Origin of the sequence: Burkholderia sp. JPY481 (assembly GCF_038900515.1) — a bacterium.
Lineage (GTDB): Bacteria > Pseudomonadota > Gammaproteobacteria > Burkholderiales > Burkholderiaceae > Paraburkholderia > Paraburkholderia youngii.
The window spans coordinates 352,769-378,640 of sequence record NZ_JAYMRT010000004.1; the positions used below are offsets into that span (position 1 = coordinate 352,769).

Annotated in this window: 26 protein-coding genes; 8 read left to right on the forward strand and 18 right to left on the reverse strand. The window is 64.5% G+C overall.

Annotated elements, in window-relative coordinates:
• The first annotated feature begins 255 nt into the window (after nt 1–255).
• From rpoH to cydX, 5 genes are all read left to right on the forward strand, one after another.
• Nucleotides 256–1,191 (forward strand): RNA polymerase sigma factor RpoH, encoded by a 936-nt coding sequence (gene rpoH / locus VSR82_RS13590; RefSeq protein ID WP_368584409.1) that lies wholly within the window; start codon nt 256–258, stop codon nt 1,189–1,191.
• 416 nt (nt 1,192–1,607) lie between these two features.
• On the forward strand, nt 1,608–1,868 hold the full coding sequence (gene cydP, locus VSR82_RS13595; protein ID WP_429461027.1) for a cytochrome oxidase putative small subunit CydP: 261 nt from the start codon (nt 1,608–1,610) through the stop codon (nt 1,866–1,868).
• Complete coding sequence (locus tag VSR82_RS13600; protein WP_429461029.1) at nt 1,858–3,450, forward strand: cytochrome ubiquinol oxidase subunit I; 1,593 nt, start codon at nt 1,858–1,860, stop codon at nt 3,448–3,450. The genes cydP and VSR82_RS13600 overlap by 11 nt, the downstream gene beginning before the upstream one ends.
• 34 nt (nt 3,451–3,484) lie before the next feature.
• On the forward strand, nt 3,485–4,621 hold the full coding sequence (gene cydB / locus VSR82_RS13605; protein ID WP_368584406.1) for a cytochrome d ubiquinol oxidase subunit II: 1,137 nt from the start codon (nt 3,485–3,487) through the stop codon (nt 4,619–4,621).
• A gap of 37 nt (nt 4,622–4,658) precedes the next feature.
• Complete coding sequence (cydX, locus tag VSR82_RS13610) at nt 4,659–4,775, forward strand: cytochrome bd-I oxidase subunit CydX (RefSeq protein ID WP_368584405.1); 117 nt, start codon at nt 4,659–4,661, stop codon at nt 4,773–4,775.
• 90 nt (nt 4,776–4,865) lie between these two features.
• Here the strand turns inward: cydX and nagE are convergent, their stop codons facing one another.
• The 5 genes from nagE to VSR82_RS13635 all read right to left on the reverse strand — a co-directional run bounded on the left by nagE (nt 4,866) and on the right by VSR82_RS13635 (nt 12,310).
• Complete coding sequence (gene nagE / locus VSR82_RS13615) at nt 4,866–6,659, reverse strand: N-acetylglucosamine-specific PTS transporter subunit IIBC (protein WP_429461031.1); 1,794 nt, start codon at nt 6,657–6,659, stop codon at nt 4,866–4,868.
• A gap of 131 nt (nt 6,660–6,790) precedes the next feature.
• On the reverse strand, nt 6,791–9,358 hold the full coding sequence (gene ptsP, locus VSR82_RS13620) for a phosphoenolpyruvate--protein phosphotransferase (RefSeq protein WP_429461944.1): 2,568 nt from the start codon (nt 9,356–9,358) through the stop codon (nt 6,791–6,793).
• A gap of 38 nt (nt 9,359–9,396) precedes the next feature.
• On the reverse strand, nt 9,397–10,413 hold the full coding sequence (locus VSR82_RS13625) for an SIS domain-containing protein (protein ID WP_410848191.1): 1,017 nt from the start codon (nt 10,411–10,413) through the stop codon (nt 9,397–9,399).
• Nucleotides 10,397–11,500, reverse strand: a complete 1,104-nt coding sequence (gene nagA, locus VSR82_RS13630) for an N-acetylglucosamine-6-phosphate deacetylase (RefSeq protein ID WP_410848192.1) — start codon at nt 11,498–11,500, stop codon at nt 10,397–10,399. The genes VSR82_RS13625 and nagA overlap by 17 nt, the downstream gene beginning before the upstream one ends.
• Before the next feature lie 75 nt (nt 11,501–11,575).
• On the reverse strand, nt 11,576–12,310 hold the full coding sequence (locus VSR82_RS13635) for a GntR family transcriptional regulator (protein ID WP_013088293.1): 735 nt from the start codon (nt 12,308–12,310) through the stop codon (nt 11,576–11,578).
• A gap of 368 nt (nt 12,311–12,678) precedes the next feature.
• Here VSR82_RS13635 and VSR82_RS13640 point away from each other — a divergent pair, with 368 nt between their 5' ends.
• Entirely contained in the window at nt 12,679–13,605 is a 927-nt protein-coding gene (locus VSR82_RS13640) for a bifunctional helix-turn-helix transcriptional regulator/GNAT family N-acetyltransferase (protein ID WP_429461034.1), read from the forward strand.
• Nucleotides 13,606–13,682: 77 nt separating this feature from the next.
• Here the strand turns inward: VSR82_RS13640 and VSR82_RS13645 are convergent, their stop codons facing one another.
• Nucleotides 13,683–14,495 carry a MetQ/NlpA family ABC transporter substrate-binding protein gene (locus tag VSR82_RS13645; RefSeq protein ID WP_429461036.1) on the reverse strand — a complete coding sequence of 271 codons (813 nt, stop codon included), beginning with the start codon at nt 14,493–14,495 and terminating at the stop codon, nt 13,683–13,685.
• A gap of 271 nt (nt 14,496–14,766) precedes the next feature.
• On the opposite strand from VSR82_RS13645, the gene VSR82_RS13650 reads away from it, so the two are divergent.
• Nucleotides 14,767–15,057, forward strand: coding sequence for a YciI family protein (locus VSR82_RS13650; protein ID WP_368587228.1), 291 nt, complete (start codon nt 14,767–14,769; stop codon nt 15,055–15,057).
• Nucleotides 15,058–15,133: 76 nt separating this feature from the next.
• Here VSR82_RS13650 and VSR82_RS13655 read toward each other — a convergent pair whose 3' ends face one another.
• Genes VSR82_RS13655 through VSR82_RS13675 form a run of 5 tightly spaced genes read right to left on the reverse strand, consistent with a single transcriptional unit; the run spans nt 15,134 to nt 19,265 of the window.
• Nucleotides 15,134–15,763 (reverse strand): SCO family protein, encoded by a 630-nt coding sequence (locus tag VSR82_RS13655; protein WP_410848195.1) that lies wholly within the window; start codon nt 15,761–15,763, stop codon nt 15,134–15,136.
• 4 nt (nt 15,764–15,767) lie between these two features.
• A complete protein-coding gene (cyoE, locus tag VSR82_RS13660) occupies nt 15,768–16,673 on the reverse strand; it encodes a heme o synthase (protein ID WP_429461039.1) in 906 nt (301 codons plus the stop codon).
• Between the two features lie 5 nt (nt 16,674–16,678).
• Nucleotides 16,679–17,788 carry a COX15/CtaA family protein gene (locus tag VSR82_RS13665; protein ID WP_368587226.1) on the reverse strand — a complete coding sequence of 370 codons (1,110 nt, stop codon included), beginning with the start codon at nt 17,786–17,788 and terminating at the stop codon, nt 16,679–16,681.
• 22 nt (nt 17,789–17,810) lie between these two features.
• Nucleotides 17,811–18,497, reverse strand: a complete 687-nt coding sequence (locus VSR82_RS13670) for an SCO family protein (protein WP_368587225.1) — start codon at nt 18,495–18,497, stop codon at nt 17,811–17,813.
• A 51-nt stretch (nt 18,498–18,548) separates the two neighbouring features.
• Nucleotides 18,549–19,265, reverse strand: a complete 717-nt coding sequence (locus VSR82_RS13675) for an SURF1 family protein (RefSeq protein ID WP_429461043.1) — start codon at nt 19,263–19,265, stop codon at nt 18,549–18,551.
• Nucleotides 19,266–19,376: 111 nt separating this feature from the next.
• On the opposite strand from VSR82_RS13675, the gene VSR82_RS13680 reads away from it, so the two are divergent.
• Nucleotides 19,377–19,586, forward strand: coding sequence for a twin transmembrane helix small protein (locus VSR82_RS13680; RefSeq protein WP_008921867.1), 210 nt, complete (start codon nt 19,377–19,379; stop codon nt 19,584–19,586).
• Nucleotides 19,587–19,776: 190 nt separating this feature from the next.
• Here the strand turns inward: VSR82_RS13680 and VSR82_RS13685 are convergent, their stop codons facing one another.
• From VSR82_RS13685 to VSR82_RS13715, 7 genes are all read right to left on the reverse strand, one after another.
• Nucleotides 19,777–20,634: a cytochrome c oxidase subunit 3 gene (locus VSR82_RS13685; protein WP_429461046.1), complete on the reverse strand. Its 858-nt coding sequence runs from the start codon at nt 20,632–20,634 to the stop codon at nt 19,777–19,779.
• 125 nt (nt 20,635–20,759) lie between these two features.
• Entirely contained in the window at nt 20,760–20,969 is a 210-nt protein-coding gene (locus VSR82_RS13690) for a DUF2970 domain-containing protein (protein WP_018419310.1), read from the reverse strand.
• Nucleotides 20,970–21,019: 50 nt separating this feature from the next.
• Nucleotides 21,020–21,646: a cytochrome c oxidase assembly protein gene (locus tag VSR82_RS13695; protein ID WP_410848199.1), complete on the reverse strand. Its 627-nt coding sequence runs from the start codon at nt 21,644–21,646 to the stop codon at nt 21,020–21,022.
• A gap of 42 nt (nt 21,647–21,688) precedes the next feature.
• On the reverse strand, nt 21,689–21,823 hold the full coding sequence (locus VSR82_RS13700; protein WP_368587222.1) for a cytochrome oxidase small assembly protein: 135 nt from the start codon (nt 21,821–21,823) through the stop codon (nt 21,689–21,691).
• Between the two features lie 125 nt (nt 21,824–21,948).
• Nucleotides 21,949–23,562: a cytochrome c oxidase subunit I gene (gene ctaD, locus VSR82_RS13705; RefSeq protein WP_368587221.1), complete on the reverse strand. Its 1,614-nt coding sequence runs from the start codon at nt 23,560–23,562 to the stop codon at nt 21,949–21,951.
• Between the two features lie 44 nt (nt 23,563–23,606).
• Nucleotides 23,607–25,244 carry a cytochrome c oxidase subunit II gene (coxB, locus tag VSR82_RS13710; RefSeq protein ID WP_410848201.1) on the reverse strand — a complete coding sequence of 546 codons (1,638 nt, stop codon included), beginning with the start codon at nt 25,242–25,244 and terminating at the stop codon, nt 23,607–23,609.
• Nucleotides 25,245–25,308: 64 nt separating this feature from the next.
• Complete coding sequence (locus VSR82_RS13715) at nt 25,309–25,785, reverse strand: DUF2244 domain-containing protein (protein ID WP_368587219.1); 477 nt, start codon at nt 25,783–25,785, stop codon at nt 25,309–25,311.
• Nucleotides 25,786–25,872: the final 87 nt, after the last annotated feature.

Consider the following 25,872-nt stretch of genomic DNA (forward strand, 5'->3'; position numbering starts at 1 on the left):
ATTCTCCCTGAAATCGGACGACGTCAGTCGATCATGAGTCTGTAGCCGCCTCGAACGGTAATTTGTACGGGCTCAACACACAGCGCAAATAGAGCGTATGATGGCTATCAGAAGTCAAGATTCAATAGGATTTTCGGGAACTTGGATACCCCTGCGACCTCTAAGTATTAGCACTCGGCAGATCTGAGTGCTAACATCCATCGCTGGAGTCGTTTACTGAGTACGCTATTGTCTGATTCCAAAGGAGCTTCACACGTGAGCCATGCAATGACCCTTCCGAGTACTTTGAGCCCGTCGTCGGCTAAGGCCGCTCCGGCAGGTGCACTGGCGCTCTCGCATTCCTCGCTGCTGTCCGGTCAACTGGGCAACATCGACGCCTACATTCAGGCGGTCAACCGGATTCCAATGCTGACGCCGGCGGAAGAACGCCAGTTCGCCACCGAATTGCGCGAACACGACAATCTGGAGGCCGCACGCCGCCTCGTGCTGTCGCACCTGCGACTCGTCGTGTCGATCGCGCGTAACTACCTGGGCTACGGGTTGCCGCACGCCGACCTGATCCAGGAAGGCAACATCGGCCTGATGAAAGCGGTCAAGCGCTTCGATCCCGAGCAAAACGTACGCCTCGTGTCGTACGCGATGCACTGGATCAAGGCAGAGATCCACGAATACATCCTGCGCAACTGGCGCATGGTGAAGGTCGCCACGACCAAGGCGCAGCGCAAGCTGTTCTTCAACCTGCGCAGCCACAAGCAGGGCCTCGGCGCGTTCACGCCGGACGAGATCGAAGGTCTCGCGAAGGAACTGAACGTGAAGCGCGAAGAGGTCGCGGAGATGGAAACGCGTCTGTCGGGCGGCGATATCGCGCTCGAAGGTCAGGTCGAAGACGGTGAAGAGTCGTACGCGCCGATCGCCTACCTGGCCGACTCGCATAGCGAGCCGACCGCCGTGCTGGCTTCGCGTCAGCGCGACCGGCTGCAAAGCGACGGCATCGCAAGCGCGCTCGACGCGCTCGATCCGCGCAGCCGCCGCATCATCGAAGCGCGCTGGCTGAAGGTGGCCGACGACGGCTCGGGCGGCTCCACGCTGCACGAGCTGGCCGACGAGTTCGGCGTGTCGGCCGAGCGTATCCGGCAGATCGAAGCCAGCGCGATGAAGAAGATGCGCGGCGCGCTGACCGAATACGCGTAAATGCGTCGAAGCCATGCGCGCGTCGAATGTGTCCTGCCCAAGAGATCGGTAAAAGCGACGCACGGTAGCCGGTCGCGTACTATTTAGCGGCCATCGCGCTTGAGCCCCGCCCTCGCAAGACGGCGGGGCTTTTTCATTCCTTTCGCCCATTCGTGCGCCCCCCGGCCGGCGCGCATTCGCGTCGGCCTATCCCCAAGCCGGCCTGTCGAGGCCGGTAAGCCTTTCTTGACGTATCGCAAGTCCGGTAGCAATACTGCACAGACGCGGCAAGTTTCGCGACCTGATGCCGCATGGCTAACTCTGAGCGCGCGAGGTTCCCCCTCCTACAATCGGCATGCATTCGCCAGACTGCCTGACGGCAAGGGCGGTCTGGATCCGGCCGGACTCTCCGGCGTGAAGTCGTCTTTCGACCGATCATGACCCTAGCCCTCAATCGCAGCAGCACTGTCCGGTCGCGCTTGCGCGGCGGGTTCACCAGGTGGGTGCGCGGTCCCACGCCGGCGCGCGATATTGCCATCATCCTCGCCATCAAGTTCGCTCTACTGCTGGCGATCAAGTTCACATTCTTCAGTCATCCGCAGGCGGAGCACATGATGCTGCCGCCTCGGCAGGTCGCGCAGGCGCTGCTGTCGGTGCCCGCCCCGCATCCGTCCGGAGGTGATCAACATGCCCGTTAGCGAAGTCGTAGAACTGTCGCGGCTCCAGTTCGCCATCACGGCGCTTTATCACTTTCTGTTCGTGCCGCTCACGCTCGGCCTCGCCTGGTTGCTCGTCATCATGGAGTCGGTCTACGTGATGACCGGCAAGCAGATCTACAAGGACATGACGCAGTTCTGGGGCAAGCTGTTCGGCATCAACTTTGCAATGGGCGTCGCGACCGGCCTCACGCTCGAGTTTCAGTTCGGCACCAACTGGGCCTATTACTCCCATTACGTCGGCGACATTTTCGGCGTGCCGCTCGCCGTCGAAGGACTGATGGCGTTCTTCCTCGAATCGACGTTCGTCGGTCTGTTCTTCTTCGGCTGGAACAGATTGTCGAAAGTGCAGCATCTGATCGTCACGTTCTGTGTCGCGCTCGGATCGAACCTGTCGGCGCTGTGGATTCTGGTTGCCAACGGCTGGATGAACAATCCGGTCGGCGCGAAGTTCAACTACCAGACGATGCGCATGGAGCTCGACAGCATCGGCGCGGTGATCTTCAACCCGGTCGCACAGGTGAAGTTCGTGCACACGGTGTCGGCCGGTTACGTGACCGCGGCGATGTTCGTCCTCGGGGTGTCGTCGTGGTATCTGTTGAAGCGCCGCGACACCGAATTCGCGCTGCGCTCGTTCGCGATCGCCGCCGGTTTCGGCCTCGCGTCGGCGCTGTGCGTGATCGTGCTCGGCGACGAATCCGGCTATCGCACCGGTGAAGTCCAGCAGGTCAAGCTCGCCGCGATCGAATCCGAATGGGAGACCGCGCCCGCGCCGGCGCCGTTCACGGTATTCGGTATTCCCAACCAAAAGGAGCAGCGCACCGACTACGCGATCCGCGTGCCGTACGCGCTCGGCATCATCGCGACGCGCTCGCTGAGCGAACCCGTGGTCGGCCTGCGCGACCTGATCGCCGAAAACGAGGGGCGCATCAAGAACGGCATGCTCGCCTTCTCGGCGCTGCAGAAGTTGAAAGGCGGCGACTCGAGCGACGAAGCGCACGCCGCGTTCGACAAGTACAAGGACGATCTCGGCTACGGCCTGCTGCTCAAGCGCTTCGCGCCGAACGTCACTGATGCGACGCCAGAGCAGATCGCGGCCGCGGCAAAGAGCACGATTCCGCCAGTGTTGCCGCTGTTCTTCTCGTTCCGCATGATGGTCGGCCTGGGCCTGCTGTTCCTCGCGACCTTCGTGCTCGCGTTCTGGTTCTGCGCGCAGCGCACGCTGCTGCTCGAAAAGCGTCGCTGGTTCCTGCGCTGGGCGGTCATCGCGATTCCGCTGCCGTGGCTTGCCGCCGAACTCGGCTGGATCGTCGCGGAAATGGGCCGCCAGCCGTGGAGCATCGCGGGCATTCTGCCGACCAACCTGGCCGCATCGACGCTGACGCCGCGCGATCTGTATCTGAGCATCGCCGGCTTCGTGCTGTTCTACACGGGGCTGTTCGTCATCGAGATCATGCTGATGTTCAAGTACGCGCGGCTCGGCCCTTCGTCGCTGCATACGGGCCGCTATCACCACGAGATCGAGCAGCAGGTGTCGCAGCCGCTGTCGAACACGGCCGCGTGACGCGCCGCCACACCGCCTCAGAGGAATAAGCCATATGGACTACGCAGCCCTCAAACTGATCTGGTGGGTATTGATCGGTGTACTGCTGATCGGCTTCGCGCTCACCGACGGCTTCGACATGGGCGCGGCGATCCTGCTGCCGTTCATCGCCAAAACGGACTCCGAGCGCCGCATCGTCGTGAACACGGTCGGCGCGACGTGGGAAGGCAACCAGGTCTGGTTCGTGACCGCAGGCGGCGCGATGTTCGCGGCGTGGCCGCTCGCCTATGCGGCATCGTTCTCGGGCTTCTACTTCGCGATGCTGCTGGTGCTGTTCGCGCTGTTCTTCCGCCCGGTCGGCTTCGACTATCGCGGCAAGCGCGAGGATCCGCGCTGGCGCAACGCGTGGGACTGGGGCCTCTTCATCGGCGGCTTCGTGCCGGCGCTGGTGTTCGGCATCGCGTTCGGCAATCTGCTGCAAGGCGTGCCGTTCTCGTTCGACACCGATCTGCGCGTCACCTATCACGGCAGCTTCTTCGGCCTGCTCAATCCGTTCGCGCTGCTGACGGGTCTCGTCAGCGTGTCGATGCTGGCCGCGCACGGCGCGGCGTTCGTCAAGTGGAAGACCGATGGCGAGGTTCACGAGCGCGCGTCGAAGGCGCTGCGGCTCGCGGCGCTGTGCACGCTGGTGCTGTTTCTCGTCGCGGGCGCGCTCGTCGCGACGATGATCGGCGGCTATCAGATCGTCGACATGCCGCCGCTCGACGCGGTCTCCAATCCGTTGATGAAGACCGTGATCGGCGCGCCGGGTTTGTGGCTGAACAACTACGCGCTCTATCCGTGGACGGCGATCGCGCCGCTCGCGGGTCTCGTCGGCGGGGTGCTCGCGGTGCTGCTCGCGCGCTCGCGCTTCGAGGCGACGGCGTTTCTGTCGACGTCGCTGATGGTCGTTGGCGTGATCCTGACCGCGGGCTTCGCGATGTTCCCATTCATCATGCCTTCATCACTCGACGGCCGCAGCAGCCTGACCATGTGGGATTCGACGTCGAGCCAGATGACGCTCGAGATCATGCTGTTCGCGGTGATCCTGTTCCTGCCGATCATCCTGCTCTATACCGGCTGGGTGTATCGCGTGATGCGCGGCAAGGTGACCGCCGCGGCGATCAAGGAAAACCACCATTCGATGTATTGAGCGGCACCATGCTCCAACAGGAAAACAGGAGTTCGTGATGTGGTATTTCAGCTGGATTCTCGGCGTTGGCGTCGCACTGGCGTTCGGTGTCGTCAATGTGATGTGGCTCGAATCGCGCGAGTTGGCGCGCTCGGCAAAACAGGTGACTCGCTAGGCGGCACGCTTTGGTCGTAAACGCGAAAGCGGCACCTTGGGAAAAGGTGCCGCTTTCTTATCTCAACAATCGCCGACAGCCATCAACCGATCAAGCCGGCACCGGCGCCGCGCCCGCCCCACCGCCTTGCGACGACAGGCGCTCGGCCAGCTTCTGCGCATAGCGCTGCGCGGCCTCGCCGACGACGATATGGAACGTGTCGGTCGACACCCATGCCGTATCGAGCGTCGCGAGACGCTGACGATCGACCGCCGACGGATCGCGCACGACCACGCGCAGACGCGTCGCCGCCACCGCATCGAGCGATACCACGTTGCCCGCGCCGCCCAACACGGCGAGCCAGCGCAGCGGATCGGGGTCGAGCGGACCGCCTTGCGCGCCATCGGTGTGCCCAACGTTTCGCGCGACCGGCGCGGCAGCAGCCGGCGCCGCTACAGCAGCAGCCGCCTTCACTGCGTCGCCCTGCCCCTGCGCGATCGCCGTACGCATCTCATCGGCGATGATGTCCGCTTCCGGTCCGATGATCACCTGCACGTTATTCGCGCCGCGCTTGAGCACGCCACGCGCGCCGATCGACTTCAGTTCGCTGTCGGAGACCTTGTCCGCATCGACGACCGACAGACGCAGACGCGTAGTGCATGCATCCACGACCGACAGGTTCGCCGCCCCGCCGAGCGCCGCGATATAACGCTGCGCGCGCGGCACGGCCGCACCGGCCGCCGGCGCGACGAAACCACCCGCCGCGAACGACTCGACCTGCTCTTCAGCAGCGGCGGGCTCACGACCCGGCGTCGCCATGTTGAACTTGCGGATGAAGAAGCGGAACAGACCGTAGTACACGACCGAGTACACGAGGCCGAGCGGAATCGCCCACCAGCCCTTCGTCGACAGACCGAAGTTCAGCACGTAGTCGATGAAGCCCGCCGAGAACGTGAAGCCGAGGTGAATGCCGAGCGCCGAGCAGATCGCGAGCGACAGCCCCGTCAGCAGCGCGTGGATCGCATACAGCACCGGCGCGAGGAACATGAAGCTGAACTCGATCGGCTCGGTCACACCGGTCAGGAACGACGTGAGCGCCATCGAAAACAGAAGGCCGCCGGCCACTGCGCGACGCTCCTTCGGCACCTCGTGGAACATCGCCAGACACGCGGCCGGCAGGCCGAACATCATCACCGGGAAGAAGCCGGTCATGAAGGTGCCCGCGGTCGGGTCGCCGGCGAAGAAGCGGTGCAGGTCGCCCGTGACCGCCGCGCCACCGGCCGGCGTGAAGCTGCCGAACACGAACCACGTCAGCGAGTTCAGGATGTGATGCAGGCCCGTGACGAGCAGCAAGCGGTTCAGCACACCGAACACGAAGGCGCCGAGCGCGCCGGCCGTCGTGAGCCAGTGGCCGGCCAGGTCGATCGCGCTCTGCACCGGTGCCCACACGTGGCCGAATATGATCCCTAGCACCACGCAGACCACCCCTGTCACGATCGGCACGAAGCGTTTGCCGCCGAAGAACGCCAGGTAGTCGGGCAGCTTGATGTCCTTGTAGCGGTTGTACAGCAGCCCCGCGACGATCCCCGCGATGATCCCCGACAGCACGCCCATGTTGAGCTTGTCGTTGATGTCCTTCATCACCGCGATCTGCACCAGATAGCCGATCGCGCCAGCCAGACCCGCGACGCCGTTATTGTCTTTCGCGAAGCCGACCGCCACGCCGATCGCGAACAACAGCGGCAGGTTGTCGAAGATCGCGCCGCCCGCATCGGCGATCATCTTGATGTTGAACACGTCGGGCTGGCCGAGCCGCAGCAGCAGGCCGGCGACCGGTAGCACCGCGATCGGCAGCATCAGCGCGCGTCCCAGGCGCTGTATCTTCAGAAACGGATTTGCATCCATCGGTATCTCCAGTTTTGTCTCGGGGGTACGTTCTTCGGTGAGTAGTGCAGCGATGCGGAGAAGCGCGCCGCGCGTGAAGGCAGCCGTACTGCCGGACGCACGGCGTGCGGGTTCTCCAATTGATTAATCCGTCAATCGAGCGGCCACGTCGCGCGGCTTGCGGCTCGAACCGCCTGCGCCGAGTCGAGCGCGAGCGCATCGCGGGCACGCTGACGGCACAACTGATAGTCGAGCGTACGCACGCGTGCCTTGATGCCGGGCACCGAGACCGGGTCGACCGATAGCTCGGTCACACCCAGGCCCACCAGCAGCGGCATCGCGAGCGGGTCGCCGGCGAGCGCGCCGCACACGCCGACCCATTTGCCGTGCTTCGCTGCACCTTCGACGGTCGCCGCGATCAGCCGCAGCACCGCCGGATGCAGGCCGTCCGCCTGCGCCGCGAGATCGGGCTGGCAGCGGTCCATCGCGAGCGTGTATTGGGTCAGGTCGTTGGTGCCGATCGACAGGAAATCGGCGTGCTGTGCGAGCTGATCGGCGAGCAATGCAGCCGACGGCACTTCGATCATCACACCCACTTCGACCGGCTCGGTGCTGCCCGCTTCGCGTGCGAGTTCGTCGATACGCTTGCGGATGCGGATCAGTTCGCCCGCGTCGGTGATCATCGGCAGCAGGATGCGCACGGCGCCGATCGGACGCACCGCGAGCAGGCCACGCAGCTGGTCGTCGAGCAGATCGGGGCGCACCTGCGCGAGGCGCACGCCGCGCAGGCCGAGCGCGGGGTTCGGCTCGGGCGGCAGCGTCAGATAGTCGACTTCCTTGTCCGCGCCGACATCGAGCGTGCGGATGATCGCGGTGCGGCCGCGCAGCGCATCGACGATCGCCTGATAGCTGTGGCGATGCTCGTCCGCGCTCGGCGCGGCCGGGCGGTGGATGAACAGCAGCTCGGTGCGCAGCAGGCCGACCGAGTCGGCGCCGTTGTCGACCGCGGCGTTCGCGTCGTCGAGTGTGGCGATGTTGGCGGCCACTTCGATCGCGCGGCCGTCGGAGGTCGCCGCTGCCTGTTGCGACGTGCGGCGATTCGCTTCGCGCACGTCGGCGAGGCGGCTGCGTTCGCACCGGGCGCGTTCGACGTCGAGTTCGGTCGGCGCGAATTCGAGCCGGCCGGTGCTCGCGTTCACCACCACCTGCGTGCCATCGGGAATCGCATGCAACGCGTCGCCGACCGCGACCAGCGCCGGGATGCCCGCCTGACGCGCGAGAATCGCCGCGTGCGAGGTCGCGCCGCCGCGCGCCATCACGAGCGCGGTCACACGCGTGCGATCGAGCGACGACAGATCCGACGGCGTGAATTCGTCGGCCGCGAGCACTGCCTCGTCCGGCAGCGTGCGGGCCGCGCTGCTCGTGTAGCCGAGCGCGCGCTGCACGCGCTTTTCAATGTCGCGCAGATCGGCGGCCCGCTCGGCGAGCAGTGCGTCTTCGACATTACTCAGGATGTCTATTTGCGCGCGGATCGCCTCGCGCCACGCAAAACCCGCGCTCTTGCCGAGGCTGATCAGATCGCGCGCGGCGTCGAGCAGCGTCGGATCTTCGAGCAGCACGCGATGCACCGCGAAAATCCCCGCCTCGCCGACCGAGCCGCGTTGCGACGCATCGCGCACGATCGTGTCGAGATCGGCGTCGACGGTCGCGATCGCCTTGTCGAGCAGACGGCTCTCCGCCGCCGACGTGCCGCTCGCCTGCTCCGGCGGATCGACGTCCGCGTCGTCCCAGCGCACCAGCTTGCCGACCGCGACGCCCGGCGCCGCGCATACGCCAGCGAGCGTATTCGGCGCGAGCGGCTCGCCCGCGGCGGGCGTGGCAACCACGCTCGCCGGTGCTGTCGCCGGCCGCGCGGGTTTCTGTTCCACGTCACCGTGCGCTTCGCGCGTCAGTTCATCGGCGATCGCATCGACCGCCGCCTGCGCCTGCGGACCGACGCCGAGCAACTCGACGCTCGCGCCTTCGCCGGCACCGAGTCCGAGCAGACCCACGACGCTTTCGATCGGCGCCTTGCGTCCGTCGTAGCGCACTTCGACGCGCGCGTCGAAGCCGCGCGCCGCTTCCCGCGCTCGCGCCGCGGGCCGCGCATGCAGACCGCCCGCGTGCGTCAGCGTGATCTGCCGGCGCGCTTCGTCCATCACCTGCGCGGCGCACGCCTCGCGCACCGCGTCATGGCTGACGCCTTCGCGCGCGCGCAGCACCAGCAGCGGCGTTTCGCCTGCCTTGACGTGACCGTCCGGCGCCCGCTCGATGATTTCGAACGCTTCCGAATTCGCAACCGCGATCACCGACACGAGGCTCGGCGCATTCAGCGCGACCTGATCCTGATCGAACTCGATCAGCACGTCACCGGCGCGAACCTGCGCGCCCTGCCCCACCATCGGCGCAAAGCCCTTGCCGTTCAACCCGACCGTGTCGATACCGATATGCAGCAGAATCTGCGCGCCTTCGGCGCTCTCGAGCGTCACCGCGTGGCCGGTGCGCGCGAGATGCGTGACGACGCCGTCGCACGGCGCGACGAGCCGCCCCTCGAGCGGATCGACGCCGATGCCGTCGCCGAACATGCCGCCCGCAAACACCGGGTCCGGCACCTTCGCAAGCGGCACGACCGGGCCGGTCAGCGGTGCAAGCAAAACAATGTGATCTTCGGAATGGCTCATCAGGTTGGACTTCTCGACACGTCGCATCGTCGTTCTCGTCAGTGAGTTTCGGTGACTTTGTTCAGATGGCGTGGCGCGTCCGGATTGCGCCCGCGCGCGGCGGCAAGATCCGCGGCCATCACGTAAAAGGACAGGATGGCGGCGATCGGATCGAGCGCCGCGTGTGCGGTAGCGACGAGCGGCAGCGAAGCGTCCGCGACGTCGTCGGGTGCCGCGAGCAGCACGCGCGCGCCGCGCGCGCGCATGTCGTGCGCGAGTTGCAGCAGACCCGCCTGCTCTGGCCCGCGCGGTGCGAACACGAGCAGCGGATAGTCGCGATCGATCAGTTCCATCGGACCATGACGCACTTCCGCGCTCGAAAACGCTTCGGCCTGGATGCCGGAAGTTTCCTTCAGCTTCAGCGCGGCCTCCTGCGCGATCGCGAGGCCAAGGCCGCGGCCGATCACGATCATCCGCTCGATGCCGCGCAACTCGTTGACGGCCATCGACCAGTCGAGCCGGCCCGCGCGTTCCAGCGCGTCGGGCAGCGTATTTAGTCCAGCGAGCAACTCGGCGTCGTTCTGCCAATGTGCGACCAGCTGCGCGGAGATCGACAGCATCGCGATGTAGCTCTTGGTCGCCGCGACGCTCAGTTCGGGACCGGCGACGAGCGGCAGATGCCACTCGCAGGCGTCGGCCAGCGGTGAGCTCGGTGCGTTGACGGCGGCGACCGTCAGCGCGCCGGCTGCACGCAACGCGTTCATCGTGCCGACGAGGTCGGGGCTCTTGCCCGATTGCGAAAACGCGAGCGCAAGCTGATCGCGCACCTGCAGCGGCGCCTGCTGCAGCGTCGCGACCGACATCGGCAGCGACGCGACCGGCACGCCCAGGCGGCTCATCGTCAGCGATGCAAAGTAACTGGCGGCGTGGTCGGAGCTGCCGCGCGCGACGGTCAGCGCGACGTGGCGCGGCTGTTGCGCGAGCTTCGCGGCGAGCGCCGCGACGCGCGAGGTGTCCTTGAGCTGCTCGGCGACCGTTGCGGCGGACGCGAGCGCTTCTTTAAGCATATTCGACAATGGCTTCTCCTTCGACGTAGGTTGCGCTAAGCGCCAGCTCGCGGTCGAAGACGACCACGTCGGCCCACGCACCCCGCGCGATGCGGCCGCGGTCTTCGATACCGAGATAGTCGGCGGCGTAGCGCGACAAACGGTGGGATACATCGGCGATCGGCAGGCCGATCGAGACAAGATTGCGCAGCGCCTGATCCATCGTCAGCGTGCTGCCCGCGAGCGTGCCGTCGGCCAAACGTACGCCGCCGAGACACTTGGTCACGTGCTGGCTGCCGAGGCGATACTCGCCGTCGGGCATGCCGGTGGCCGACGTGCTGTCCGTCACCACATACAGGCGCGGTATTGCACGCAGCGCGGTGCGGATCGCACCCGGATGCACGTGCAGCAGGTCGGGAATGATTTCGGCGTACTCGGCGTGCGCGAGCGCTGCGCCGACGAGGCCAGGGTTGCGGTGATGCAGCGGCGACATCGCGTTGAACAGATGCGTGAAGCCGCACGCGCCGTGCTTGAGCGCGGCGACCGCGTCGTCGTAGGTGCCGAGCGAATGGCCGAGCTGCACGCGCACGCCGCGCGCCGCCATCTCGGAGATGATCTCCATGTGGCCGGCGATCTCGGGCGCCAGCGTGACGACGCGGATCGGCGCGATCGACAGATACTTGAGCACCTCGTCCAACACCGCCGATACCGCCGCGTCGGGCTGCGCGCCGAGCTTGCCGGGGTTGATATACGGTCCTTCCAGATGTACGCCGAGCACGCGCGCGCAGCCCGGCGTGCGCACCCGCGTGACGGTGCCGAGCCCGGCGACGACGTTCATCAGTTCGTCGCGGGGCGCGGTCATCGTCGTGGCGAGCAGGCTCGTGGTGCCGTAGCGCGCATGCGTGCGCGTGATCGTTTCGATCGCGTCGCCGGCTTCCATCACGTCGGCGCCGCCGCCGCCATGCACGTGCAGATCGATGAAGCCGGGCAGGATGTACGGCGCGTCGTTCGTCGACGGATCGACCCGCTCGCCTGACAGCGCCGTGATGCGGCCGTTTTCGTATTCGAGCGTGCCGTGGATCCACCCTTCGGTGGTGAGTATGTTTCCGGTCAGCATAAGTCTCTCTGGTGCGTGATGCGTATGCGGCAAAAATGCGTTCGCCGGACCTGCGGCCTATGCGGCCCTCGCAATTCAGGTGCGCAATTCAGCGACGAAGTCGTAGTAGTCGTCGCGGCAATAGGTGTCGGTCAGCTCGATCGCGCGCTGATCCGCGCTGTAGCCGATACGGGTAATGACCAGCAGTGCGGTGCGCGGTTCGATGTCCATCAGCGCGGCGATTTCGCTCGACGCGTTGACCGCGCGGAAGTGCTGCAGCGCGCGCACCACAGCCGCGCCGCGTTGCTCGAGATAGCTGTACAGCGAGTCGCCGATCACGAGCGGATCGGGCACGATCGCGACCGGCAGCGCCGAATGCTCGACCGCCATCACGATGCCGTCCGCACGCCGCAGCCGCCGCAGGCTCGCGACAGCCGCTCCCGGCGACAGGCCGAGGTGCAGCAGCTCGTCGCGATTGGCAGCGCGCACGTCGCGTTCGAGCCAGACCGAATCCGGGCGAAAACCGCGCTGCTGCATCTTCTTCGTGAAGCCGGTGAGACGCGACAGCGGGTCTTCGACGCGCGGCGTGATGAAGCTGCCGGCGCCGCGCGAGCGCCGGATCAGCCCCTGCTCGACCAGCAGTTCGATCGCCTTGCGCGCGGTGATGCGCGATACGCCGATCGCGTCGGACAGTGTGCGCTCGGAAGGCAGAGCCTCGCCGGCCGACCAGACGCCGCAATGGATCGCCGTCGCCAGGTTGCGCGCGAGCTGCAGGTAGAGCGGCGTGACGTTGCGCACGTCAGGCATCAATGCGGACCAGCGAGTTTCCATGGGGCTCCAAGGACGCCGCGAGCAGCACGGCCTCGAAAAATGAGAGCCCATTATATAACCAACATAATACCAGTCAACGGACTGGTACCATGCCGGTCGATACCACCGGAAAGCCTTATCAGATAAGGCTCAGAGGCAGTTTTGCGGGCTGATGAGAAAGGGATTCGCAGACCAGGACTTTCCCGAATCGGACCAACCGGCGATACCAGCGAGCGGCGAACGGCCTTTAGTGGTATCAAAACACTCTCAATGATCAATACCTGTTTAATACCACTTGGCGCGTGGCTGCGATGGACTGGCTTTGTAAATAAGGGTCGTGCCGATATAGTGCGCTGTACCGACCACAAAAAGTTTCGGGGGAGCCGTCCTTGACTGATTCCGAGGCGCTGCGGCGCGCTCAGGCCGTCCGCCATTTCAATCGCTTCTATACCCAGTGCATCGGCGCCCTGCACGAGCATCTGGCGCGAAGCGAGTTCTCGCTGACGGAAGTGCGCGTGCTGCACGAGCTATCGCGTGCCCGTGCGCAGACCGCATCGGTGCTCGGGCGCGCGCTCGGACTCGATAGTGGCTATCTGAGCCGCTTGCTGACCAGTTTCGAGCGACGCAACCTGATCTCGCGCCGCCCGTCCGACACCGACGCGCGCCAGTCGCTGATCGCGCTCACCGAGCACGGCCACGCAACCTACGCGCCGCTCGACGCTGCCGCCATCCACGAAGCACTCGGCCTGCTCGACAAACTCAGCGCGCTATCGCAGGAGCAGTTGATCGCCGCGATGAAGCTGATTGAGCGGCTGCTCGGCGACCAGCCGAAGCATGAGCTCGTGGTGCTGCGTCAGCCGCGCGCCGGCGAATGCGGCTGGCTCGTGCATCGGCAGGCGCAGTGGTTCGCCGCGCAGTACGGTTGGGATCACACGTTCGAGGGCTTGCTCGCGCGCGTCGTCGCCGAGTACGCGCAGCGCAACGACCCACTGCGCGAGAAGTGCTGGATCGCTGAACAGGAAGGTCTGGTGGTCGGCTCGGTTTGCCTCGTCGGGGTCTCGACGACGGTCGCTGGCATACGCCTGCTGTGGGTCGAACCGGACGTGCGGCGACTCGGCATCGGCACGCAGCTGATCAGCGAATGCGTGCGCTTCGCGCGGCGCGCGGGCTACACGAAGCTGACGCTGACCACCGCGAACGGATTGGCGGAGCCGCGGCGGCTTTGCGAGCGCGCTGGGTTCAAGCTGGCCGACAGCGCGACGCAGCGCCGCTTCGGCCACGATCTGATGATCGAAAGATGGGAGTTGGAGCTATAAAAAAAGCACGCGCCTGTGCGGCGCGTGCTTTTCTCGATGCTATGCGACTGCGCGTGTGATCGCGCCGAACGCGTCGCTTAGAACGACGGCACCATCGAACCCTTGAACTGCGTCTTGATGAACTGGCGCACGTCTTCCGACTGATACGCGGCGACCAGCTTCTTCACCCACGGCTGCTCCTTGTCCTTCGTGCGCACGGCGATCAGGTTCGCGTACGGGCTGTGGATGTCTTCGAGCGCGATCGCGTCCTTGGTCGGCTGCAGGCCGGCGGCCAGCGCGAAGTTCGTGTTGATGACGGCGGCATCGACGTCGGCGAGCGAACGCGGCAGTTGCGCGGCGTCGAGCTCGACGAACTTGATCTTCTTCGGATTGTCGACGACGTCGAGCGGCGTCGCGTTGTTGCCGCCCGTGGCCGCGCCGTCCTTCAGCTTGATCAGGCCTTGCGCCTGCAGCAACAGCAACGCGCGATTTTCGTTCGACGGATCGTTCGGCACCGCGACCTTCGCGCCTTGCGGCAGGTCCTTCAGCGACTTCAGCTTCTTCGAGTACGCGCCGAGCGGCGAGATGTACGTGAGGCCCGCGTTGACGAGCTTGTAGCCGCGTTGCTTGATCTGGCTATCGAGGTACGGCTGGTGCTGGAAACTGTTGGCGTCGAGGTCGCCCGCGTCGAGCGCGGCGTTCGGCTGGATGTAGTCGTTGAACTCGACGACCTTTACGTTCAGGCCTTCGCGCTTCGCAACCTTGGTGACGACTTCCCAGATCTGCGCGTCCGGACCGCCGATCGTGCCGACCTTGATGACCTTGTCGTCGGCGTGCGCGCCGAAGCTGGTGAGGATCGCCGCGCCGGCGACGACTGCGGTGAGGGCTTTGAGGATATTTCTGCGCTGCATGTGTTTCTCGCTGTTGCGGTTCGACTTTTTGAGTCGATGGCTCCGATGGATGCCGGAGTCGGATGAAAATGGGCGGCGCTCCGGTTCGTGCCGGTGCGCCGTCGGCCAAGCCCAAAATTGTTTCATACGAGCGGCAAGTTGGAAAATACCCTTAGCGCATATGGATATGCATAGCGCGAGCGCGCAGGCTAGCGCGACGCAAAACCGCAGCTAACCGATAATCTGGAGCCGTGGCCTCGCACGGCCCACTCAACCGCCACTGAGAACGACCATGTATCTAATCAACCTGATCTACACCGCCCCGCTCGATCGTATCGACGACGCGCTCGACGCACATCGCGCGTTTCTCGCAACGCAGTTCGACGCGGGCATCTTCGTCGCGGCCGGCCCGAAAGTGCCGCGCGACGGCGGCATCATCATCGCGGTGGGTATAGAGCGCGACAGGCTGGATCGCATTCTCGCGAGCGATCCGTTCGCCGAGCAACAGCTCGCGCGCTACGAGGTGACGGAGTTCAAGGCAACGCGTGTCGCGCCGGGGCTGAATTTGCCGACGCCGGTTTGAGCGCGAGTTGCGAAGAGGAGATCGATGCGGGGACACGTGAGCGGCGTCGCGATAAAAAAGCCGCATGCGATGCGCGTCAATCGAGCAGAAGCTTGAAGTCGTGCACCCACGGCGTCGCGCCTTGACCATCGCGCGCGAACAGACGCAGCTTGCCGTCCGTGTCGAACACATAGCTCGCGGCCGTGTGGTCCATCGTGTAGCTGTCGGGCGTCTTGCCCGGCACCTTCGCGTAGTAGACGCGGAAGTCTTTCGCGAGCTTCGCCAGTTGCTCTTCGCTGGCAGGACGCAAGCCCACGAAGCTCGGATTGAACGCCGGCACGTATTGCGCGAGCAACTGCGGCGTGTCGCGCTCGGGGTCGAGCGTGACGAACAGCACCTGCACCCTCTTGGCGGCTTCCGGACCGAGTTGCTGCAACGCCTGTGACAGCTCGGCCATCGTCGTCGGGCAGACGTCCGGGCAATGCGTATAGCCGAAGAACAGCACGACGACCTTGCCTTTGTAGTCGGCAAGCGTGCGAATCTTGCCGGACGTGTCGGGCAATGAGAAATCGCTGGCGAATTGTGTGTTGCCGGTGATGTCCAGATTCGTAAAAGCCGGCGGCTGCTTGCCGCAACCGGTCATCAGCAGTGTGCTGCCCAACGCCGCGCCGAGCGCGCAAGCGATCACAGCGGCGCGCGCGACGCGCGCAAAGCGGTTGTTGAGCATGGTGTTACGCGCCGATTACGACGCGCGCATAGTGGTCGATCAGCAGCGCGGCGAACAGCAGCGACAGATAGACGATCGAATAACGGAAGGTTTTGCGCGCGAGCTCGTCTGAATACTCCCGGTAGATCTTCCACGCATACGCGAGAAACACGGCGCCCAGCAGCACCGCCGCCGCGAGATACACGACGCCGCTCATGCCGGAGATGAACGGCATCAGCGTGACCGCGAACAGAATGACCGTGTAGAGCAGGATATGCAGTCGCGTGTACTTTTCGCCGTGCGTGTTCGGCAGCATCGGCAGGCCGGCGTTTTCGTAGTCTTTGCGGCGATACAGCGCGAGCGCCCAGAAATGCGGCGGCGTCCATACGAAGATGATCAGCACGAGGATCCATGCGTCGCCGGGCACGTGGCCCGTGACCGCTGCCCAGCCGAGCGCCGGCGGCATCGCGCCCGACGCGCCGCCGATCACGATGTTCTGCGGCGTGGCCGGCTTCAGCAGCAGCGTATAGATGACCGCATAGCCGACGAACGTGGCGAGCGTCAGCCACATGGTCAGCGGATTGGCGAACGTGTACAGCGTCCACATGCCGAGGCCGCCGAGCACGGCCGAGAACAGCAGGATTTGCGGGGTAGTGATTTCGCCGCGCGCCGACGGACGCCACGACGTGCGGCGCATTTTCGCGTCGATCTGCTGCTCGACGAGGCAATTGATCGCGAACGCGGCGCCGGCCAGCAGCCAGATGCCGACGGTGCCGCCGATCAGGACGGTCCACGGCACCATAACCGGCGTCGACAGGAACATGCCGATGACCGCGCAGAATACCGCGAGCTGCGTAACACGCGGCTTGGTCAGTGCGAGATATTGGGAGACCCGGCTGCCGGGCGATTGGGAGAGTGTTGTGCTGTCCATGTGAGTCACGCTGGCGCGGCTTCGCGCGCAGGGATCGCAGCGCGGCCGGGACGGCTATAAGCGATCCGAAAGTTTAACATAACGAGCAATAGCAGCAGGATCGCGGCCCCGCCGTTATGGGCGACCGCGATCGGCAACGGCCATTGCAGCACGATGTTCGACAAGCCGGTGATGAACTGGATCAGCACCACCAGCAGCACGCCGTTGGCGGGTCGCCGCAGCGACTCGAAACGGCGCATCTTCACCGCGAACCACACCAGATACGCGATCACGGCGAACGCAAACGTGCGATGCGTCCAGTGAATCGCGACCAGCGCATCCTGGGTGATCACGTCGCCGTCGCCGGTCATGCCGAGCGCGCGCCACAGATGAAAGCCGTGCGCGAAGTCCATCGGCGGAATCCATTGGCCGTTGCAGGTCGGGAAGTCGGTGCACGCGAGCACCGCGTAGTTCGTGCTGACCCAGCCGCCCAGCGCAATCTGCAGTACCAGCAGACCAAGACCCGCGAGCGCCGCCGCGCGCCAGCGCGCGGCCTCCGGCTCGTAGGCGGGCAGCGGCGTCAAGCGCGCCGCGAGCCAGCCGAGCGTGCCGAGCAGCGCGAGGCCGAGCAGCAGATGCGTGGTCACGATGATCGGCTGCAGCTTCATCGTCACGGTCCACGCGCCGAAGGCGCCCTGCACGACGATCAGGAGCAGCAGCGAAGTCGGCCACCACGGTGACACATGCAGCGGACGACGCTTGATGCGCGCCGTCCACGCGATGACCGTTTGCGCGATGATCAGCACGCCGATCGCCATCGCGAAGTAGCGGTGGATCATTTCGATCCACGCCTTCGTCATGCTGACGGGGCCGCTCGGCATCGCCTGGTAGGCGGCGGAAATCGCCGCGTGCGCGATGAACGGCGACGACGTGCCGTAGCAGCCGGGCCAGTCCGGGCAGCCGAGGCCCGAATCCGTGAGGCGCGTGAAGCCGCCGAACATCACGAGGTCGAGCGTCAGGAAGGTGGTGAGCCAGACCAGCTTGCGGAATTTGTTGTCGTCGGCCTTGACCCATACGTAGGACAGCGGCAGCAACGCGATACACAAGCCGATCAGGCCCAGTTGCAATACGAACATCTCATTTACCCAGGTTGCGGCTTCAGCCGATGGTCGACCACTTGAGCAGCTTGGTCAGGTCGCCCTTGATCTTGCTCGGGTTCGCGTCTTTCGGAAAACGCATCATCAGATTGCCGTTCGGATCGACCAGGTAAATGTGGTCGGTGATCTGCGTGCCGGTGTCGGCGGGCAGCCACGCGGCAACCTGCGCCGGATCGGCGATCAGCATGTCGGTGTTGGGGTAGGCGGTTTGTATCACATCGGCGACCTTGTCCGCATCGGTGCGCAGCCACACCTCCACGACGCGCTCGCGTTCCGGGCCCTGCGCTGCGCGGATTTGTCGCATGAAGTACAGCTTTGTCACGCAAGCTTTGTCGCACGCGCTGTTGTCGACCGAGATCATCAGCCAGCGGCCGTGCAGCGACGCGAGCTTCAGCGGCTTACCGTCCTCGCCGGTCACCACGAGCGAGTCGGGGATCGGCCGTTGCGGGTCGATCAGCGTGCCGTAGTTCGTGCTACCGCCGGTCGGCTTGATGACGTAGTACATGAAGTACGAGATCGCGATCGGCGCCGCGCAGATCACCGCGAGGAGCAGCAGCACCCAGCGGCCGCGCCGCCACGAACCCGGGCCGTTCGGTTGGCCGGGCATCGGCCTGGCCGCGGCGGGTTTGCCGGTGGGTTTGTCAGCGGGTTTGCCAACTTCCGGCGAACGGGGAGTATGAGTCGACACTACAGAACCTCTTTCAATGTTTGAACGGCGGCGAGCCGTGCCTTGCGTTCTTCACGCGCCCGGCGCGTGTTCTTTTTTGCCCGCGCGGCGCGCCGCATACAGACCGAACGCGAGCGCAGCGGCGGCCATGCCCCACCACTGCAGCATGTAGCCGTAGTTGCGTTCGACGCCGGTGGTCGGCGCGGGCCAGTCGCGCACCAGGCCGTCGTGAGTGTCGCCGATCTGCTGGATCACGAACGATTGCAGCGGCAATCCGGTTTCCGCGGCGTACGCGGCGACATCGAGATTCTGCCGGATCAGGTGATGCGCGGCCGATCCGCCCTCGCCGAGCTCGAACGCGCGTGACGCGTCGGCTCGCGCAATCCCTTCGATCTCGACCTCGCCCGACGGCGTCGTATACGGCGCGATGGTCTCGCGATTGCTCAGGTTGCGCGGCAGCCAGCCGCGATTGACGAGTACATAGCCGCCGTCGGCGAGTTTAAAAGGCATCACGACGTAAAAGCCCGGCTGATCGTTATACGGACGGTTATCGAGGTACACGACCTTGTCCGCGACGAAACTGCCGCGCGCCTTCACGCGATGAAACTCGACGTCTTTCAGCGCGAGCGGCGTCGCGCTGACGGGCAGCGCGGGCGCGTTCTCGAACTGCGTGATGCGCGCCTCGAGCGCTTCCTTCTGATGCGCGCGATCGCGCTGCCAGAAACCGAGCCGCACCGTCACGACGACGACCAGCAGGATCAGCAGCACGGGAATCAGGCGAAACTTCATTGCAGGTACTCCGTCATCGCGTGCAGGGCCGCCGGGAACCTGCGGCAGACGCCCGCGCGCGGTGCGATAATGAGTGTCTTGCCACTGCGCTTTCCGGTTTCAGTTGGTTCCATGCACATTATCGTTCCCATCGCCTTTGCTCTGATCATCGCCAGCATGGTGTCGGCGCTGTATTTCATGATGCACGACAAAGGCAAGACCAAGCGGATGGTCTGGTCGCTCGCCACGCGGGTGGGCCTGTCGATCTCGCTGTTCCTGTTCATCCTGTTCGCACACTGGATGGGCTGGATTCAGTCGACCGGGATTCCGTACGGGCGCTGACGCTCGCGGATAAGTCGCCGGCGCAATGCGTCGGCGGCAAAAATTTTCCCGCCACCAAACAAAACGCCGCCCTGACAGGTCGAGGGCGGCGCCGCATTCATCCTTGCATACTGCTCGTGCGCGCCGCCTGACAGGTGTTGCGCACGTCCCGCGCCTGCGCCGACGTGCGGCGCGCGCGGGTCTGACTGCATTACAGCCAGTACACGACGACGTACAGACCGAGCCACACGACGTCGACGAAGTGCCAGTACCAAGCCGCGCCTTCGAACGCGAAGTGATGTTCCGGCGTGAAGTGGCCACGAATCAGGCGCACCAGCACGACGGCGAGCATCGTGCCGCCGAGGAACACGTGAAAGCCGTGGAAGCCGGTCAGCAGGAAGAACGTCGAACCGTAAATGCCCGAAGCCAGCGTCAGGTTCAGCTCGTGGTATGCATGGAAGTATTCGAAACCCTGCAGGAACAGGAAGCACACGCCCAGCACGAGGGTCGCCGCGAGCCACGCGATCGCCTTCTTACGATGGTTGTCGCGCAGCGCGTGGTGCGACACCGTCAGCGTCGCACCCGACGACAGCAGCAGCGCCGTGTTGATGGTCGGCACCGGCCACGGCTGCATCGACTTGTAGGTGCCCACGAGTTCGGCCGGGCCGTTGTTCGGCCACACCGCCGTGAAGTCCGGCCAGATCAGCTTGTAGTCGAGGCTGCCCAACTGATGCATCGCGATTTCGCGAGCATAGAACAGCGCGCCGAAGAATGCGCCGAAGAACATCACTTCGGAGAAGATGAACCAGCTCATGCTCCAGCGGTACGAGCGGTCGACGTTCTTGCCGTACATGCCGCCTTCCGACTCGGCGATCGCGTCGCCAAACCAGTGCCACAGCGTAAAGAGCAGCCACAACAGACCGATGAGCACGCCGAGCGGCGCCCACGTGTGGTCATTGATCCACGCCGCAAGCGATCCGAGCATGACCAGCAACCCGGTAGCGGCGCTGATCGGATGCCGCGACGGATGCGGTACGAAATAGTACGGGCTCTCGTTTTGACCGCTCATTCTTGATTCTCCACTTCAGTCCAGTTGTTCCGGAATCTCCGGCTGTATCTTCGGCGGCGCGTCGATACCGCACCGCTTCTCTCTAATTCGTGGGCTCTTCTGTGCTGCTGTGCCCTGCTACTGCCTCAACCGACCACGAGGCGCACGACCAGAATCAGTACCCCGATCAGAACGGCCGCACCGATCAGCGCCGCCACGATCACATGCAGCGGGTTCAGCTGCGTCGCGTCCGCCTCGAGATCGCGGCGCTTGCGCACGCCGAAAAACGACCAGAACACCGCGCGCATCGACTGACCGAAACTGCTCTTGCGCGGACTGCCGCCGTTATCGTTCATCTCGCTTCGTCTTCCTTCGTTCGTCCGCGGCTCGCGCCGTCCAAGCTGCTTCAGGCCGGCTTCGCGGGAGTGGCTGCGGCGTTGTTCACTGCATTCCCCTTCGGCGCCGCGTCATCCGCGCTTGCCGCCGCCGGCGTGTTCAACTCGAAAAACGTGTACGACAGCGTGATCGTCTTCACGTCCTTCGGCAACTTCGGGTCGACCACGAACACCACCGGCATCCGCTTCGTTTCGTTCGCGTTCAACGTCTGCTGCGTGAAACAGAAACACTCGATCTTCCTGAAGTACTCGGTCGCCTGCTTCGGCGCGTAGCTCGGAATCGCCTGCGCACGGATCGTGCGCGACTGCTCGTTGCTGACGTCGTACATGACGGTCGTCACTTCCCCCGGATGCACGTCCAGACTGCGCTGCTCCGGCTTGAAACCCAACAGGCCGCGTGCGTTCGCATCGAATTCGATCGAAATCGTGCGGCTCATGTCGACCTGCGTATTCTTCGCCTCGCGCGCCGAAACGTCGCGCTGCACGAGGTTGTTCACGCCCGTGATCTGGCAGATCGCGCGATACATCGGCACCAGCGCGAAACCGAAACCGAACATCATCAAAGCGACGACGAACAGCTTGATCAGCATCGAACGGTTGAAAGAGCGGTCGGCCTCGGCCGGCGGTTGCGTCGACATCTGAATCCTCAACAAACCTGCATACGGACTGCGACTGCGGTGTTAGCTGAACCAGCACTGCTTCAGAATGATGCTCGCGAAAAACACCGCGGCGATTGCGAACATCACCAACCCTATGCGCCTGTTGCCCGTGAGAATCTGCTCCGGCGTACGTCTTTCCTGTGGATTGCGCGTCATGCTCGACTTTCTGAATACGGTTCTTGACTGGTGAGACCGCCCGACTGCAGCCGCCTCGCGAAGCGCCCAGTCCCGGTAGCGGCATGTGTCGCGCCGCCGGAACCCGGCACTTCGCCGGATGACGCTTATTCGACGGTAGGCGGATGCTCGAACGTGTGGAACGGAGCCGGGCTCGGCACGGTCCACTCGAGGCCCGTTGCGCCGTCCCACGGCTTATCGCCCGCTTCGACGAGCTCACCGCCACCACGGTAAGCCGGCAGCGCCACCGCGAACAGGAAGTAGACCTGCGACAAACCGAAGCCGAATGCGCCGATCGAGATCACCTGGTTCCAGTCGGTGAACTGTGCCGGGTAGTCCGCATAGCGACGCGGCATGCCCGCGAGACCGACGAAGTGCATCGGCAGGAACGCGAGGTTGAAGAAGAACATCGACGCCCAGAAGTGGATCTTGCCGCGCGTTTCGTTGTACATCCAGCCGGTCCACTTCGGTGCCCAGTAGTACCACCCGGAGAACAGCGCGAACAGTGACCCCGCCACCAGCACGTAGTGGAAGTGCGCGACCACGAAATAAGTGCCGTGATACTGGATGTCGAGTGGTGCCATCGCGAGCATCAGACCCGACAGGCCACCGAACGTGAACACGATCAGGAAGCCCACCGCGAACAGCATTGGCGTTTCGAACGACAGCGCACCGCGCCACATCGTCGCGACCCAGTTGAACACCTTCACGCCGGTCGGCACCGCGATCAGCATCGTCGCGTACATGAAGAACAGCTGGCCCGTCACCGGCATGCCGGTCACGAACATGTGGTGCGCCCAGACCATGAACGACAGGATCGCGATCGACGCGGTTGCGTACACCATCGAGCTATAGCCGAACAGCGGCTTGCGCGAGAACGCCGGAATCACCTGCGAGACGATCCCGAACGCCGGCAAGATCATGATGTACACCTCGGGGTGGCCGAAGAACCAGAAGATGTGCTGGTACATGACCGGGTCGCCGCCGCCTGCCGCATTGAAGAACGACGTGCCGAAGTGACGGTCGAACAGCACCATCGTGATCGCGCCCGCGAGAACCGGCATCACCGCGATCAGCAGGTACGCGGTGATCAGCCACGTCCAGACGAACATCGGCATCTTCATCAGCGTGAGGCCGGGTGCGCGCATGTTCAGGATCGTCACGACGATGTTGATACCGCCCATGATCGACGACGCGCCCATCAGGTGGACCGCGAAAATCGCGAAATCCATGCCCGGGCCCATCTGCGTGGACAGCGGTGCGTACAGCGTCCAGCCCGCGGCGGTCGCGCCGCCCGGCGAGAAGAACGAGCCGACCAGCAGGACCGCCGCGACCGGCAGCAGCCAGAAGCTGAAGTTGTTCATCCGCGCGAAAGCCATGTCCGATGCGCCGATCTGCAGCGGCACCATCCAGTTCGCGAAGCCGACGAACGCCGGCATGATCGCGCCGAACACCATGATCAGCCCGTGCATGGTGGTCAACTGGTTGAAGAACTCAGGACGCATGATCTGCAGGCCCGGCTCGAACAGTTCGGCACGGATCATCAGCGCCATCACGCCCCCGGACAGGAACATGGTGAACGAGAAGATCAGGTACAGCGTACCGATGTCCTTGTGGTTGGTGGCGAACAGCCAACGGCGCCAGCCGTGCGGCGTTTCGTGGGCATGGTCGCCGTGCACGTGCTCGTGGCCCGCGACTACATCGTGTCCGATGCTAGACATGAATATCTCCTAAAGCGAATTCTGCGGTGCTGACCATGAACACGTCAGGCTGCCGGGCTGATCTGAACGCGCCGGGCTTCCTTCGCGTCGGTGCCGCCGGTGATCGTCTCCGGCTTCTTCAAAATAATATGGTCTTCGGCAATGCCGGCTGCTTTCAGTGCGTCGCGAACGGCCTCGGCACGACTCTTCGCGAGCTTCGCGTTGACGTCGGCGGAGCCGGTTGCGTCGGTGAAGCCCGACAGCGTGAATTTCGCGTCCGGATGCGCTTTCGCGTAGGCCGCGGCCGCGTCGACCGCCGCTTTCGCGTCGGCCGGCAGCGTGCTCTTGCCGGTCTCAAAGTAGACGCTCGCCGGCAGAGTGGCCTCGGCGCTATTGGCAGCCGTCGCGCCTGCGTCAGTGCCCGACGCTTCAGCCGGCGCCGAAGCCGCTTCCGCACCCGATGCCGCCGCCGCGCCGCTTGCCGCGGCACCCGCCTCGGCCAGATGGTTGCCGCCTTCGGGCAGCTTGCCGTTGCGCGCGTCGGTGACCTGCTTCGGCTGCAGGATGTCGCCCGTGTGGTTGCCCCAGGAGTTACGTTCGTACGTGATCACCGAAGCGATTTCGACGTCGTTCAGCGTCGGCGCCCACGAAGGCATCGCGTTCTTGCCCTTCAGCACGAGGCTCACGTGCTGACCGATCGGACCGTTGGCGATCTTGCTGCCGTCGAGCGCCGGGAATGCGCCCGCGCCCTTGCCGGTCGGCTGGTGGCAGACTGCGCAGTTCGCCGCGTAGACCTTGCCGCCGCGCTCCATCAGCTCGGCCATCGCGTAGGTCTTGTTCGGATCGTCCTGGCCGGCGGCCATTTTCTTCTTCTCAGTGTCGACCCACTTGGCGTAGTCGTCGTCAGACAGAACTTCGACGACGACCGGCATGAACGCGTGTTCCTTGCCGCACAGCTCAGTACAAAAGCCGCGGAACGTGCCGGTGCGGTCAGCCTTGAACCACGTGTCGCGCACGAAGCCGGGGATCGCGTCCTGCTTCACGCCGAAGGCCGGCACGTACCAGGAGTGGACCACGTCGTTGGCGGTGGTGATGATGCGGATTTTCTTGTTGACCGGCACCACGAGCGGGTTGTCGACCTCCTGCAGATACAGCGTGGAGATCGGCTCGCGGCCTTCGGTTTGCGCGCGCGGCGTGGCGAGCGTGGACAGGAAACCGATGCCCTCGCCCGGACCCTTCACGTAGTCGTAGCCCCACTTCCACTGGTAGCCGGTGACTTTGATCGTGAGGTCGGCGTTCGAGGTGTCCTTCATCGCGACGACGGCCTTGGTGGCGGGCAGCGCCATCAACACGACGATGATGAACGGCACGATCGTCCAGATGATTTCGACGGTGGTACTTTCGTGGAAATTGGCTGCCTGGTGGCCCTTCGATTTGCGGTGCGCGAAGATCGAATAGAACATCACACCGAATACACCGACGAAAATCACGGTGCAAAGGAGCAGCATGAACATGTGGAGGTCGAACAGCTCCTGAGCGATTCGCGATGCAGGCGGCTGGAGATTGATCGCGTTGACGGCAGGGCCGCCCGGAGCATCGCCCACTGCCAGGGCGGCACCGGCGAAAAGCAGTCCGCTCGTCGCCAGCACGCTCATGAGCGCTCGCTTGATTGTTTTCATAGCTTCCTTACCCAAATTTTCCATTCAAACCCCTCGACCCCGCTGGCAGCGTGTCGCGCCCCCTTGAACGCCGCGCGTCCGGCACCATCTAACAACGTGCCAGCCACATACGCAGTTCGCCTGCGAACTGCGCGCGCCGATTTTGCGCGAGATGTTGCCCGATCATGATCGTCTGCCCGCGCGAGACCAGCTTGATCAGATCGCGCGGCGTTGCGCCCGGCTCTATCCGCACCCAGCGCGGATTGAATTCGAACTGCGTAATCTGCTCGGCGCTGACCTGCTCGATCACGAGCCGGTTCGGAAACAACCGGATGCGCTCGTAATCGACAGCATGACGCGCATATATTGCAAACGCGATACCTACCGCCAGCAACTCGATTCCGGTGAACGGCAACACCAGCCAGGCACCGACCAGAACCAGCATGAATGCAATTGCCAACGAGAACAACGCAAGCGACACGTACAGACAGACGAACTGCCGCGGCGATATCGAACAGTTGCGCTTCATGGTCCAGTCCCTGAGGACCGGCTCTGAATCCGCCAGCAGATGATCTGATGCGCCCATCGCTGCCTCCTGCGAATCGTCGCGTCCGGCCTGCCTCCTTTTACTTCCGGATGCATTTCGCGGCCGCCGCTCGTGTCACTGTTTACA

Coding starts and splice junctions, on each gene's coding strand:
- VSR82_RS13665 (WP_368587226.1), bottom strand. CDS start 17,788: ATGTTCGTATTGCAACTGGGCCTGATCGGCTTGTGTATCGCGTTGCTG.
- cydB (WP_368584406.1), top strand. CDS start 3,485: ATGGACTACGCAGCCCTCAAACTGATCTGGTGGGTATTGATCGGTGTA.
- cydX (WP_368584405.1), top strand. CDS start 4,659: ATGTGGTATTTCAGCTGGATTCTCGGCGTTGGCGTCGCACTGGCGTTC.
- VSR82_RS13685 (WP_429461046.1), bottom strand. CDS start 20,634: ATGAGCGGTCAAAACGAGAGCCCGTACTATTTCGTACCGCATCCGTCG.
- coxB (WP_410848201.1), bottom strand. CDS start 25,244: ATGGAAAATTTGGGTAAGGAAGCTATGAAAACAATCAAGCGAGCGCTC.
- VSR82_RS13695 (WP_410848199.1), bottom strand. CDS start 21,646: ATGTCGACGCAACCGCCGGCCGAGGCCGACCGCTCTTTCAACCGTTCG.
- VSR82_RS13635 (WP_013088293.1), bottom strand. CDS start 12,310: ATGGAAACTCGCTGGTCCGCATTGATGCCTGACGTGCGCAACGTCACG.
- VSR82_RS13680 (WP_008921867.1), top strand. CDS start 19,377: ATGCACATTATCGTTCCCATCGCCTTTGCTCTGATCATCGCCAGCATG.
- cydP (WP_429461027.1), top strand. CDS start 1,608: ATGACCCTAGCCCTCAATCGCAGCAGCACTGTCCGGTCGCGCTTGCGC.
- VSR82_RS13675 (WP_429461043.1), bottom strand. CDS start 19,265: ATGAAGTTTCGCCTGATTCCCGTGCTGCTGATCCTGCTGGTCGTCGTC.
- VSR82_RS13700 (WP_368587222.1), bottom strand. CDS start 21,823: ATGACGCGCAATCCACAGGAAAGACGTACGCCGGAGCAGATTCTCACG.
- VSR82_RS13715 (WP_368587219.1), bottom strand. CDS start 25,785: ATGGGCGCATCAGATCATCTGCTGGCGGATTCAGAGCCGGTCCTCAGG.
- VSR82_RS13645 (WP_429461036.1), bottom strand. CDS start 14,495: ATGCAGCGCAGAAATATCCTCAAAGCCCTCACCGCAGTCGTCGCCGGC.
- VSR82_RS13650 (WP_368587228.1), top strand. CDS start 14,767: ATGTATCTAATCAACCTGATCTACACCGCCCCGCTCGATCGTATCGAC.
- VSR82_RS13690 (WP_018419310.1), bottom strand. CDS start 20,969: ATGAACGATAACGGCGGCAGTCCGCGCAAGAGCAGTTTCGGTCAGTCG.
- cyoE (WP_429461039.1), bottom strand. CDS start 16,673: ATGGACAGCACAACACTCTCCCAATCGCCCGGCAGCCGGGTCTCCCAA.
- nagE (WP_429461031.1), bottom strand. CDS start 6,659: ATGGATGCAAATCCGTTTCTGAAGATACAGCGCCTGGGACGCGCGCTG.
- VSR82_RS13600 (WP_429461029.1), top strand. CDS start 1,858: ATGCCCGTTAGCGAAGTCGTAGAACTGTCGCGGCTCCAGTTCGCCATC.
- ptsP (WP_429461944.1), bottom strand. CDS start 9,358: ATGAGCCATTCCGAAGATCACATTGTTTTGCTTGCACCGCTGACCGGC.
- ctaD (WP_368587221.1), bottom strand. CDS start 23,562: ATGTCTAGCATCGGACACGATGTAGTCGCGGGCCACGAGCACGTGCAC.
- VSR82_RS13655 (WP_410848195.1), bottom strand. CDS start 15,763: ATGCTCAACAACCGCTTTGCGCGCGTCGCGCGCGCCGCTGTGATCGCT.
- nagA (WP_410848192.1), bottom strand. CDS start 11,500: ATGCTGACCGGAAACATACTCACCACCGAAGGGTGGATCCACGGCACG.